This is a genomic window from Virgibacillus natechei (assembly GCF_026013645.1).
GTDB classification, from domain to species: domain Bacteria; phylum Bacillota; class Bacilli; order Bacillales; family Amphibacillaceae; genus Virgibacillus_L; species Virgibacillus_L natechei.
In genome coordinates, this window is record NZ_CP110224.1 from 2,857,758 (window position 1) to 2,871,333 (window position 13,576).

12 protein-coding genes are annotated in these 13,576 nt (G+C 40.1%); 2 read left to right on the forward strand and 10 right to left on the reverse strand.

Annotated features, from left to right (window positions below; translation table 11 throughout):
- Positions 1-159: 159 nt before the first annotated feature.
- From OLD84_RS14675 to OLD84_RS14710, 8 genes are all read right to left on the reverse strand, one after another.
- Positions 160-1,140 carry an MBL fold metallo-hydrolase gene (locus OLD84_RS14675; protein WP_209464220.1) on the reverse strand — a complete coding sequence of 327 codons (981 nt, stop codon included), beginning with the start codon at positions 1,138-1,140 and terminating at the stop codon, positions 160-162.
- Between the two features lie 210 nt (positions 1,141-1,350).
- On the reverse strand, positions 1,351-2,763 hold the full coding sequence (locus OLD84_RS14680; protein WP_209464219.1) for a hypothetical protein: 1,413 nt from the start codon (positions 2,761-2,763) through the stop codon (positions 1,351-1,353).
- Positions 2,764-3,195: 432 nt separating this feature from the next.
- Positions 3,196-4,788 carry a long-chain-fatty-acid--CoA ligase gene (locus OLD84_RS14685; protein WP_209464226.1) on the reverse strand — a complete coding sequence of 531 codons (1,593 nt, stop codon included), beginning with the start codon at positions 4,786-4,788 and terminating at the stop codon, positions 3,196-3,198.
- Between the two features lie 111 nt (positions 4,789-4,899).
- Entirely contained in the window at positions 4,900-5,679 is a 780-nt protein-coding gene (locus OLD84_RS14690) for a putative hydro-lyase (protein WP_209464218.1), read from the reverse strand.
- Positions 5,680-5,725: 46 nt separating this feature from the next.
- A complete protein-coding gene (locus OLD84_RS14695) occupies positions 5,726-6,688 on the reverse strand; it encodes a 5-oxoprolinase subunit C family protein (protein ID WP_209464217.1) in 963 nt (320 codons plus the stop codon).
- Position 6,689: 1 nt separating this feature from the next.
- Positions 6,690-7,454 (reverse strand): LamB/YcsF family protein, encoded by a 765-nt coding sequence (locus tag OLD84_RS14700; RefSeq protein ID WP_209464216.1) that lies wholly within the window; start codon positions 7,452-7,454, stop codon positions 6,690-6,692.
- Between the two features lie 27 nt (positions 7,455-7,481).
- Entirely contained in the window at positions 7,482-8,207 is a 726-nt protein-coding gene (gene pxpB / locus OLD84_RS14705; RefSeq protein ID WP_209464215.1) for a 5-oxoprolinase subunit PxpB, read from the reverse strand.
- Positions 8,208-8,258: 51 nt separating this feature from the next.
- A complete protein-coding gene (locus OLD84_RS14710; protein ID WP_209464225.1) occupies positions 8,259-9,416 on the reverse strand; it encodes an NRAMP family divalent metal transporter in 1,158 nt (385 codons plus the stop codon).
- 289 nt (positions 9,417-9,705) lie between these two features.
- Between OLD84_RS14710 and OLD84_RS14715 the strand changes: the two genes are divergently transcribed.
- The gene (locus OLD84_RS14715; protein ID WP_209464214.1) at positions 9,706-10,155 is read left to right on the forward strand and encodes an SRPBCC family protein; all 450 of its coding nucleotides are present in this window, start codon (positions 9,706-9,708) and stop codon (positions 10,153-10,155) included.
- A gap of 89 nt (positions 10,156-10,244) precedes the next feature.
- Positions 10,245-11,633 carry a tetratricopeptide repeat protein gene (locus OLD84_RS14720; protein WP_209464213.1) on the forward strand — a complete coding sequence of 463 codons (1,389 nt, stop codon included), beginning with the start codon at positions 10,245-10,247 and terminating at the stop codon, positions 11,631-11,633.
- A 32-nt stretch (positions 11,634-11,665) separates the two neighbouring features.
- Here the strand turns inward: OLD84_RS14720 and OLD84_RS14725 are convergent, their stop codons facing one another.
- Complete coding sequence (locus tag OLD84_RS14725) at positions 11,666-12,199, reverse strand: GNAT family N-acetyltransferase (RefSeq protein ID WP_209464212.1); 534 nt, start codon at positions 12,197-12,199, stop codon at positions 11,666-11,668.
- Entirely contained in the window at positions 12,199-13,263 is a 1,065-nt protein-coding gene (locus OLD84_RS14730) for an AbrB family transcriptional regulator (protein WP_209464211.1), read from the reverse strand. The genes OLD84_RS14725 and OLD84_RS14730 overlap by 1 nt, the downstream gene beginning before the upstream one ends.
- Positions 13,264-13,576 lie beyond the last annotated feature (313 nt).

The following is a 13,576-nucleotide window of genomic DNA, read 5'->3' on the forward strand; positions in this document are numbered from 1 at the left end:
ACTTTCTGTGTTTGTTCCGCGCTCGTGGGCGGGTGTTCCACGGTCACTTGTTTTTAACCCGCGTTCATGTGCGGTTGTTCCGTGATCACGCACGTTTGTCCAGCGCTCGTGGACGGACGTCCAGCGGTCATACGCATTTGTTCCTACGTTTTCACCTGTTCAATCTCCACTAACACCATACTCCCAAATGCCATCTTTTTCCCGCTTCTCTACCTCACCCAATCCTTCCAGCCTATCCAAATGCCCAACAATCTCTGACATTACCAATGAAAATTCAATGTCATACGTTTTCTTATAATATTCTTTAGCAACTCGAGCGGCTGTACAAGGTTGGATTCTCGCGATAACATCTTTTATCTTCTTTGATTTCCTTTCTATTCCGTGCAATCTTTCTTCAATAAGCACAGCGGGATCATCCACGATTTCTCCGTGTCCTGGGTAGACGGTAGTCAATGCATACAATTGGCATTTTTTCAGTGCATTTTCATATTGTTGTAATGTATACAGTCTTCTTCCTTCTCCATCAGGTTCGATCAAGGCATTACTGGAGATGTGTTCAACCAGGTGATCGCCTGCTAAACATATACCGGTTTTCGGATGATACAGCGCAATATGATCCGGCCAATGTCCAGGCGTTTCAATCACCTGAAAACCATCCAGACTGTCACCCTCTTTTAATGGCGTAATTTTAACCTGTATGGATTGAGATTTATTTTCCGTTGCCCGCCTTTTTAATAGCTCTACTTGTTTTTCCCCTCGTTCGCCGCATCCCATTTCTGCATAAAACGATTGGAAAAATGCAATACGCTTCATTAAATAAGCTTCATTTCGTTGCAACCGAACGATCGCATCTGGATGTGCATAAACCCGTACATCATGTAGATCCAGTATTCGATTAACTAACCCGGTATGATCCTGATGGCTATGCGTGAGAATAATTTTATCTATATCCTTCAATTTAAAGTTATTCTTCTGTAATACATCATTAAAATAATCCCAGCATTTCTGTGAATCTACCCCTGCATCTATTAGCATCAACGTCCCCTGATTTTTCACAAGGTAAAAATTAAATGTCGCTAAGCTCGATGAAGTTGGTACGATGATCGGGTAAATTACTGGGAAATCATGTTTGCCGCTCACGTTAATTCCTCCCATTCTTGTATATGGTCTGGTTGAGTATAAAAAAATCCAGAATAATTATTCTGAATATTACTAGACTGAGGTTATTTGTGCAAGCTGAATTCATTGGGATGCTGGTGTGAAAGTGGAAACGATTTGGTCTAAGAACTAGTTACGTGACTCATCAATCAAAACGAGTGGACGCTCATGAACGTCCACTCGTTTTGTCATTTACCATACCTGAACCATTAGCTGCACATAAATCTGAACCATTACATAAAGCGCGACCGAATACTTCCAATTAAATTTTATCCCATTTTTAATGAGACTTAGACCATTATTGCCGCTTAAAACAATCACAGGCATAATCAATGGTGACAACATAATTGAAATGGCGCTTCCTGATGTTACGGTTAAGACAATCAACTCTGGTGGATAGGGAAGGGATAGATTTCCTAATATCCCACCGATCAACACCATGACGGTCAATGGACCCAGTCCGAAAAATGCTAGAATAATAACCATAAATGGTAGGAAATATAACACATTAATAAATGGTAGCGTCTCTTGCAACATGTAAATACCATCCACAACGAAAGGCGCAAATCCAGTCTGGTTTAAAGCAGAAATCATCATGCCTGCGCCTAGCATGACAGAAAGCTGATAGGATTGCCTGATCATGTCTGTTTTCACATATGTTTTGGCATCTTTCTTCAATTGTTTGGTTCTTTTTTTCACTAGGTGGTATACACCTATCCAAAGCACAACGACCAGAGGTATGAGCACAAGAAGCTCTACTGCTAGGATCGAATGTAATAGAAAAATGGTTCCAAATAACGAAATAAATAAGATGGCAAACTCGAGCACCCTTTTATTCCTTTGTTTCACGTCTGTTGTTTGACTTATTACCTCATCGATCTCCGTCCGTAAGCCAGCTGTTAAATCAACCCCGTACTTCTTTTCTTCAAAGCGAGAAAAAACAACGGCCAATATAACCCCGAAAATCGAAACTCCTAACCCCTGTAAAATAGAGATCCAAAGGGAAGCATTCATTGCTTCCACCACAAATATAAAACTTGGAATACTCAACACCCACATGGTTGAAAGAGCAAATCCGCGCAAGACTGATGTTCCTTTAAAATTTTCCCATGCTTCTCCCTTTTCATTCTTTAACACCATATTCTCAAATTGATACATCATCGGTATGGAACCAAAGTTCAAAAAATAAGCGATAATCTGCGTAAACGAAAGCATGCCAAAATAGAATTTACGGCTTGTGTTCAGTAATTTATTTCCAAATCCCATGATCGCTTCCATATAAGGTTCTTCTCTCAACACCCAGCTGATCATTGGTATAACAACTAGCAAGCCGATCATTTCGCGCATTTGCAACAGACCACTTAATATCCCATCTACAATCGACCCATTCGAAAAGATCAAAATGGCTATCCCTACCAAAAAGAGCGTAAAGGGTAATTTGATTCTTCTAATCGTAAACGTGATTACAGCAAATAAAAATAGAAAGAAACCACTAATGGATAAGAATAATAGTAATATCTCTCTTTCATAAAAATAGGTAATAAAATGTAAAAGTGCATAAATCGTAATGGAAATTCTTAATCCCCATTTGATACGTGCGTTCATGTGTATTAGCTCCTAATTCGTTCTACTATATCTATATTGTTAGGCGCGGGATATTATTCAAGATCATCCAACAGATGCGGTTAATCCGAATATGTGATACCAATCATATCCCTTACTCATCACTGCCAACATTAAACTATTTTATCATATGTTTACGAAGACTGATAGGCGGTTATATTCTATTGTTTGTGAACATAAAAAGTGCTAGCTCCGATGCGATAAAACTTGCATGGAAGCTAGCAATTATTGATATATCTTACTTGGTTATCAGCGATATACTATCAGATTGTGTTCAGAAATAAGACCAGGCTATTTTTTACATAAACTCTCTGATGCAGCTACCGAACGGGGAAAAAACTATGGGCTTTCTAGTTCAAAAAGTCTGTAACATATCAAAAATAATGCTAGCAGACTCTCATCTTATATATCCTATCAATTCACTTTCTTCGATCCGTCCCAGTACATCTCCCGCAAACGGAATTTTTGTAGCTTACCTGTTGCTGTTTTTGGTAAAGAATCCACGAACTCAATTGCCTTTGGTGCTTTAAAATGCGCCATCTCATCCCGACAATATGCAATAATTGCCTCTTCGGTAACATTCGCCTCGGGATACAACACGACAATTGCCTTGGGTACCTCTCCCCATTTTTCATCCGGTATGGCAATGACTGCTGTCTCCATTATATCGGGATGTTTATACAGTACACCTTCCACTTCAGTAGAAGAAACATTTTCACCACCAGAAATGATCATATCCTTGGCACGATCCCGTATTTCAATATAGCCATCAGGATAGGTAACAGCCAAATCACCGGTATAGAACCACCCATCCTTGATTGATTCTGCTGTCTTTTCGGGGTCCTTATAATAGCCCTCCATCACAACGTTTCCACGGGTAATGATTTCACCTAGTTCTTCTCCATTCCAGTTGACCTCTTGCCCGTCTTGTTGGACAACTTTTGTTTCGCCGTTAAAGGCCAGCTCGATTCCTTGCCTTACTTTAATCGTTGCCTGTTCATCTGCCGATTCCAAATCGAATTCCTTTCTCCACTCATTATAAAGTATGAAAGGAGAGGTTTCCGTCAGGCCATACACATGAATCATATTTAATCCGAGTATTTTCTGTGCTTTTTGTATAAGAGCCGCGGCTGGAGGTGCTCCCGCTGTAGCCATACGTGGCGTCGTTTTAATAGTTGTTTGCTTGGCTTTTGGCTCATTCACAAGCATATTAACCACAGTTGGTGCGCCACATAATAAACTGATATTTTGTTTTTCAAATAAATCGAGAATATGTGGCGGATCCACTTTCCTCAAGCAGACATGGGTTCCGCCTGCCGCTGTAATAGCCCATACACCTCCCCATCCATTCGCATGAAACATTGGCAATGTATGCAGGTAGACATCATCATTACTGACACCGAGATGATACATAAAATTAGCCGCGTTGAGGTAATTACTGCGATGGGTCAGCATTACGCCTTTTGGTTTTGAAGTCGTTCCACTTGTATAATTTAACGTTAGAAGCTGATTCTCATCAATTTCAACCTCAGGTGGTGATGCATTCTCAGGAATATTTTGCAGGAATGCCTCATAATCCAATCCTTGTAAATCCGTCTCCTGTCCTTCTACAGATACAATAATAATTTCTTCTAAAGAAAGCTTGTCTTCTATTTCCTTAATCGGACCACTAAACGCTTCGTCAACAATCAGCATTTTCGCATCACTGTGCTTAATAATATATTCCATATCCTCTGCTGTTATCCGATAATTCAAAGGGACCATTACAGCACCAAGCTGACAGATTCCATAGAAACTTTCGAGCATATAGTGGGTGTTTGGCAGCATTACTGCAACATGATCACCTTGACGGATATCCGCTTCATGTAACGCAATCGAAAGCTGGTCTGTCCGTTGACCAAATTCCTTATATGTAAACTGCTTGTCTTCATCGATGACTGCTGTCTTTTCCGAGTAGTATTTTACAGCTCGGCGTTTCCAGTCAAGTGGGGTCAAATTGGCAAAAATAGAAAACAACTCCTTTTTAATTTTTGTTATAAATATTCTGTTATTTTAAAAGATATCGTTTACAATTAAAATAGTAATCTAATTGATTGCTACTTGCAAGTAGAATATATTTTATAACACAGCTTGCTCTTCTTCTGTCATATCCGTAATCAGCATATGCCCAGGCGCATGTGTTATTACAATATCTGGTTTACTATCCATTACAACAGCTTGGGGTGTTACACCACATGCCCAGAACACTGGTACTTCGCCTTCGTGTATAGTAACAGCATCTCCATAATCAGGTTTGCCTAAATCTGTAATTCCGATTGCATCCGGATCACCAATATGAACAGGGGCACCATGAACACTCGGAAATCGTGATGTGATCTGTACAGCCCGTATTGCCTCTGCTGGTTTCATCGGTCTCATCGAAACGACCATTGGACCGTTGAATATGCCAGAGGATTCACATGGAATATTCGTGCGGTACATCGATACGTTTCGCTCTTCTTCTATATAACGAAGCGGGATTCCGTTATCTTGAAGCGCTTTTTCAAACGTAAAACTGCATCCAATTAAAAAGGAAACGAAATCATCACGCCAATAGCTGGATATATCCGTTTCTTCTTTTACCATTTTACCATTTTGATAAATACGGTATTTCGGGACATCCGTCCGCAAATCAGCACCTGCCGCAATCTTAGAAGGGGTTGGAGATCCTGCATCTGTTACTTCGAGTAGCGGGCAGGATTTTGGATTACGAACACAAAATAAGAGAAAGTCAAAAGCATATTTCTTAGGCAGGATTACTAGATTAGCTTGCGTATATCCTGAGGCCAAACCCGTCGTCGGTTTTGACCATTCACCCATACGTATGGATTTTCTAACCTGCTCTACATCTTCATTCATTTTGTTTCCTCCCTCTATATAATTCGTTTTTCTTAAATTCGCTCCTTTATTTATAAGCACCCACACTCAGAATCCGCAACAACTTCTCCTGCTGCACATACAACGCTTGTGCCTCTTCAACGCTTATAGCTGCAAATTGGATTTTCGTCCCTGGAAGGGATTGAACCACATGTGGCAGATCTATAGAAATAACCGTAGCAATCCTTGTATACCCGCCTGTCGTTTGACGGTCGGCGAGCAAGATAATCGGTTCTCCATTTGCCGGTACTTGAATCGTCCCTGGAAAAACAGCATCTGATATAATATCCGCACCGAACACATGAGATAGTTTCGGTCCAGTCAGTCGATACCCCATACGATCTGATTTTGTTGTTACCTGATAGCTTTCGGAGAGAAAAGTTTGTGTACTTTGCTCATCAAAAGCCTTGTGATCAGGTCCTAATACAACTCTTATTTTTCCGTCTGCCTTGTAATTCGGGATCATTCCAGGAGATAAAGAAAGCCCTGAACGCCTTTTTAATGAAGCCTCCAAATAATTGCCGCTATTTAAGCGATCGCCTTTTTGTAAATTCCTGCCGTGAAAACCTCCCAATTCCGCTTTGGTATAGGTTGCTCTACTTCCCATAACAATCGGCGTATCCACACCGCCTGCCACAGTTATATAAGCATAGCCTCCGTCTTTTGATTGACCGAATTGTAATGTTTGTCCAGCTTTTACAAAAATAGATGTCCATAATGGGATTTCCAATCCGTCAAGTTTTGGTGACAAATCCGCCCCGCAAATTGCCAGAACAGTATCCTTGATAATACGAAGTTCCGGCCCCATGATGACGATTTCCAGCCCTGCTGCCGCGCGCGGGTTGCCAACTAAACTATTTCCGACCTGGAGCGCAAAATCATCCATTGCTCCTGATACCACGACGCCATACTGCTGAAAACCCGTACGTCCTAAGTCTTGAACAGAAGTGGCAAGTCCTGGTTTTATTACTTCAAACACCGTGTTTACCATATTAAGTCCCTACTCTTCTTATTTCTATACCTTGTTTCCTTAATCCATCACGTAATTGCTTTACAAATTCCAGTGACTTGTCCTCATCTCCGTGCACACAAACCGTATCAGCTTTAATCGGTATATCAGATCCGTCCACCGTCTCTACTTTTCCTTCTGTTACCATGCGAATCACACGACTTACCGCTTCGCCGGGATCTTCAATCATCGCATTTGCTTCTGTTCTTGTTGTCAGCGATCCATCTGGTTGATAGGTTCGGTCTGCAAACACTTCCTCTGCTACACGCAATCCTACCTTTTTCCCCATTTTCACGAGTTGACCACCAGATAAACCGAATAAAATGAGACTCGGATTGATATCATACACAGCTTGTGCAATAACATGTGCCATTTCTTTATCTTGACTTGCCATATTAAATAAAGCACCATGCGGTTTCACGTGATTGATTTCGTTATTATATAAGTGAGCAAAGGTCTGTACAGCTCCAACTTGATAGATTATAAGGTTATATAATTCATCCGAACTTACGGTCATCGGTCTACGTCCAAAGCCGATTAGATCCTGCAGACCTGGGTGTGCTCCCAATCCGACCTTGTTTTCGATTGCTTGTTTTACCGTATGATGAATGACATTATGATCACCAGCGTGGTAACCACAGGCAATATTAGCGGAAGATATGTATTGCATTATTAAATCATCCTGCCCAATTTTATAAGCACCGTAGCTTTCTCCTAGATCCGTATTTAAATCGATATAATTTGTCATCTAAAACCTCTCCCCTAATGAATGTGCTTATTTCTCCTGTAACGTCTCGGTATGAGGGGTGAAACTTCCATTTTGCACGTTTTGTTCAATAGTTTTATATTCCTCCATTGATACTGGGAAAAACCGAATATAATTTCCAGCCTGTAATAAAATGGGTGAAGCGCTGGTTGGGTCATACAATTTTAATGGCGTTCTCCCGATAAGCTGCCATCCTCCTGGCGTTTCCATTGAATAGATGCCTGTTTGTTGATCCGCTATTCCGACCGATCCTGGTGTGATAGCTGGGCGTGGTTCAGAAAGCCTGGGCGTGGCAATTTCATCCGACATCCCGCCTAAATACGGGAACCCTGGTGTGAAACCTATCATATAAATTAAATAATCTTTATTCGAATGGATGGAGATGACGTCACGTTCATCCAATCCATTTTGTTCTGCTACCGTTAGAAGGTCAGGTCCCATTTCTCCTCCGTAACACACTGGAATATGTATGACCTCTGCCGCAGGTAAATCTGTATGATAAATCTTATCCTTCATACCGAGTACACGTTGCTTCAAGATATCATATGAAATAACATACGGATCATAAAAAATCGAAATTGCCGTATAGGTCGGCAGCCATTCTACAACACCAGTGATTCTTTCTTTTTCAAGAAGCATGCAGAAAATCCTGACCTGCTGATTCGTGTCGGGAGAGATCGTTTCGCCAAATTGTATACGTAATCCCCTGTCCCCGACCGTGCTTACTTCAAACATAAAATCCCCACCTGAAATGAAATTAAATACGTGATTGAAGCATACCTCTAGTTAAAATAATTGCGGTACCATCGACATTAATGTATTTATCCCTAAATACGTCGTCATGACAACGATTATCGCACCGAAAACGGTTAACCAAATCGGATGTTTATAATCTCCGACGATTTTCTTATTATGGGCAGCTAACAAAATTGAACCAAGCGTTAATGGTAAAATCAGGCCGTTTACCGCACCTGCAAGAACGAGAAGCGTAACTGGCTCTCCCAAAAATGCGAATACAAGTGTGGAAAATAAAATAAAACTAATAATCCAAATTTTACTGTATTCCTCAATCTTCTTATGGAACGATTTCAGGAATGACACGGATGTATATGCTGCACCGATAACGGATGTAATCCCCGCCACCCATAATACCATGCCAAAGATAAGGTAGCCTGCTGTACCAGCTGCATGCTGAAAGACAGAAGCTGCGGGATTAGTTGGATCAAGCGCAACCCCAGCAGAAACAACACCAAGAACAGCCAGAAACAGAAAAATCCGAACAATCGAAGCAACCAAAATGCCGAATACGGATGCTCTCGTCACTTCTTTTACATTTTCTTCACCCGATATTCCTGCATCTAAAAGCCTGTGACCACCTGAAAATGTAATATAGCCACCAACCGTTCCACCTACAATTGTGATTATTGCATAAAAATCGATCTCTAAAGGAATTACCGTGCGATGTAATGCTTCTCCCATAGGTGGGTCACTTACAATCATCACATAACCTATCAAAAGGATCATAACACTTCCAAGCACATATACCATACGATCCATTGCTGCCCCTGCTTCTTTTGATAAGAAAATAAAAATACAAATGGCAGCCGTTATGACAGCACCAATTCTGGGATCAATTCCAAATAATACATTCGTCCCAAGTCCTGCACCACCAATATTGCCAATGTTAAACGCTAGTCCCCCAATTACAATAAAAAAAGCGACCACGAAGCCTAATCCCGGAAGTACAGCATTTGCAATATCCTGTCCATACTTTTTGGAAACAGCGATAATGCGCCAAACATTCAATTGAGCTCCAATATCCAGCATAATGGAAGCCAAAATGACAAAACCAAAACTCGCTAATAACGTTTCCGTAAACACTGCCGTTTGTGTTAAAAAACCAGGGCCAACTGCAGATGTTGCCATCAGGAATGCTGAACCCATTATTGTTCTCGCTCGCCTTTTTGTACCTTGATGTGTTAAGGCCTCATTCGTTGACCCCTTTTTTTCATTTGCCATGTCATTACTCCTCTACTATATAATACCAGACATCTTGTATAGTTTTCACAGAAACGGTAACCAATTATTCAGGTTAAATGCGAATGGTCAATATAATACGTTTATACACTAATTAGGATGAAAGTTAAATAATAGAATTGATAATGCTTGTCTCTCCCCCCATAATTGACGTATAATTTAATTAATAGATTTTATGTATGAAGGAGGCCTTCCAATGCCAAGCGGAACGCACACTACAGAATTAACAATTCCTATCGAACAAATCTGGGAATTCGTTCGTGATATGAATAAGTGGGCGCCATTAGTACCTGGTTATATCGATCACGACATTTTAAATGATAGCCAGTCCACATGGACATTCCATGTTGATCTGGGTATTCTTCACCGAAAAATAAGCCTGAAGATAGATATTACAAAATGGCAGAAACCAACAAAGGTAACATTTGACTTAACGGGATTGAATGAGAAGTTCTCAGGAAATGGATATTTCGAAGCACAAACAATAGATGAATCAACGACTAAAATGACAGGGAACCTTGATATTACTGCAAAAGGTATGAAAGGCTCTGTGATCAATCCAGTCTTAAAATCTTACGTCCCAAATATGACGGAAGAATTAACAGAAGCAATCGCAAATACACTGAAGGAACAAGACGTAAGTTAAACCCAGCATACGAGATAGGTTCCGAAGTATGAAATTCGGGGAAATGGAATGGCCATGGTACAATGAATAGGAAAGAGGGGGAATTATCGATGAAAGAGACACAATTTCAAGCTCAAATAAAGAAAAAGAATTTCACTCTAACTGCAGAACAGGTCGTACTATATAAACAAAGCAAAATAATAAAAGCAATAGATGAACAGGCTAATGATTACTATTTATTCTTTTATAAAGATTATTTCTTAACCGGAGCAAAAGCAGATGCAGTTAATATAACCGCTGACACCTATGTTCATCGCGCATTTACGAACGGTATTGTCTACAAAGGGTCGCACCCATTAGCTCAACACTTAATCCGACAGCAAAAAAACTTTCCTTTTCTTCATGTTGAACCCATGATTAAAAAAGTACAAGAAACCTTTTCTCCAATCGAAACCACCCTTATCCATACGTTCTTTGATTCTTTCATGTCCGTTGATTCCATTAAACAATCACTCAAAGATACATTCAAACGTTACCAGCGAAACGGCCAAACATTTGCAGCATATCAAGTGTTAAACGTTTATTTAAACTATGATCCGACAGATCGTTTTGCAATGGATATGTTTAATGGACCGCAATTTAAACAATATAAAGAAACCTATAAGGATTTGGAAAAGTTATCGAAAAAGGATCCTATTCAATTCGAGTCACTATGTTTTGATAACTTATACCAGGACACGGAAACAGGTATACTTCTTGAATTATATATGGAGCAGAATCGCTGGATGGATGAGCTTGCGATACGAATAAACGTGCTGAAGCATTCCTTTTCGCAAGCTAACTTTACCTCTATTCAAACGATGCTTCAGCACCTGCCTAGTGAAGAACAAATGAAGCTATTACAGGAAATCAATCAATCTTCCAACCACCCTATCGTGCAAGAGGCTTTTATAACCAATCTACTCGCATCCGGAAAACCAAATGACATGGTTACGTTCATTCTTACAACCGATATCCTACCAAAAGAGGAACAATTAGCGACGTTGATCACACAACTTGAACAAGCCGATTATAACCATATGGCTTCTTTTTTCACGACTTCCAATAAGCGACTGCTCAACCTTAGTAACAACAACCCACAAACACTAGAGAGACTGGTTTTTCCATTTGTTTCATCCTTTCTCCAAGATTATGAGTTTAGCGAAATTCTCGATTGGTTCGCTCCCTTTCATGAAGCAGCTTTCCACCTTCCCGTTGAACAGAAACTCGTAAAAATGCAAACATTGGCTGACGATCCTGATCGGCAATTTGAGCTTGGTGAATTATATATTCACTTTAACCAATTAGAGAAATCAATTGATTGCTTTAAATGGAAAGTGGAGCTAAATCCACAAGCTTTTGAATCTGTAAAATATTTAGCTAAAATAAATAATGAATTAAATTACCAAGAAGAAGCTGCCGCCTATCAGCAGTTGCTGATCCAAATGCAGAAAAGTTAGTAGTAGAAAAGTTGACATTCGCTGTGTGATTTCTACCGAACAAATTCATGCTTTTTTACATAATAATAACGCTTCAAGCGATCATCTTGTGGGTAGGTTGATACAAAAGCAAGTTCATACCCGTTTTTCTTATATAGGTGGTGCTGTTTATCATTCGCCTCCCATGTAGCACTTACGATAAATGGCTTTTTAAAATAAGTTTTATTCATTCGATGCACTTCTTTGTACATAGAAGTGGCAACCCCTCTATCTCTATACGGAGGCGCTACTATAATAGTTTCGATTTTCAGGTTAGGCGAATAATGGATCATCTCTCCTTTTGCGTCATCCTCTCGTAAATGGAAGAGTCCGGCTATGTGATTCGTTTCGTCATCAATAGCTAACAACATAGAGCTATCAGGCTTGAAATAATGAGCCATCTTCTCCCGAATGGTGTTCCCTTTTTCCCATGTCCATACCGATAATTTGGGGGTAAATTCGTGCTCGACCCTCACCAAAAGATCCGTTATTTCTTCTTTTTTACCAAACGTTTCATATCGATGGATGTATGCATATGACAATCCCATCACGACACCTCCTTCCCTTCACGCTTTCTGTTAAACCACCATTTCAAGAAAGGTGGCACACCAATCACAATTACCAAAATCCGCATTAGTTGCAGGGCGCTTACAATAGCTGGATCTCCACCGACCGTATATGCCGTTAAAACCATCTCAATCAACCCACCTGGAGCAAGACTTAGAATCGCTGTTGGATAATCTAATGACGTAACATTTGCTAATAAAATGGCCAGACCAAACGAGGTGATGATGAGAATGATGGCTAAACCGAAATAAATAAAACAATATTTTCCGCCTAATTTCAAATCACGAAATAAAATATTTTTCCCTAGACTCGCACCAACTACTATTTGAGCAGCATTCATTAATACAGGAGGAACGACGCCCAATTCTGCTGGGCTAACATTCAAAATAGCTGTCAGTAAAAGCGCGCCAATAATGATTCCTGCAGGGATTTTATGACGAATGTATAACGCCCCTACTATTGGAATAATAAACCATAAATAATTCCACAACTCGACATTCGCCGCTTCTGTAACCATTTGATTCGATGCCTGTTGACCACCTTCTATAAATACAAACATCATGAAAGCTGGGACTGTAAAAAGCACCGTAATAAGTCGTATGGTCTGAAAAATAACAACCAATCCAGCGTTGGCATTCATATCCCTGCTGGCAATCGCCATTTCAGTCAGCCCACCCGGAATAATGGAGAAAACGCTAGTAACCTTATCTACATTGACCCACCTGGAAACAAGAACGCCAAGCAAAATACTTAGTAAAATAAGCACACAGGTAAATAAAATATATGGGATGAAGTAGGGTAAGATCGTTTGGAATGTTTCTGCTGTAAAATATAAACCAAAATAAATCCCTAAAATAACGAATCCCGTATTTCGTATGGAAATCGGGATAAGCGCTTCTCGATTTGTAATACCTTGCCACAGCATGATAAACGTTACCGCCCCTAATACCCATGGTAGAGGAAAATTTGCCAGATAAAATAAAAAGCCGCCCAGAAATGCTACTAGTCCTGTTTCGATTAATCTTGGTATTTGTCTGAATGTCATGTGGAAGACTCCTTAATCTTATAAGCTATTATACATGAAATAATGTATCAGCTGCTCAAAAGGCTACTTCTAGTTTATCAGTTGCCGGCTCTTATTTGAAGGGCAGAAACAGGTATCATGAGGGATTAAGGCATGAACAACCATTCCTATAGATCTTCCATTTCCTCATGCTTAAACTCCACTTCAACCATCCCCGCCGAATGCGACTGCGTAAGGCTGAAAATGAAAAATTACCGCATCCTCCCTTCGTACAAAATCAGAAAAGTTTTCAACATCCCATAATAATACTTTCTCATCAAACCTCTCCCCCTCT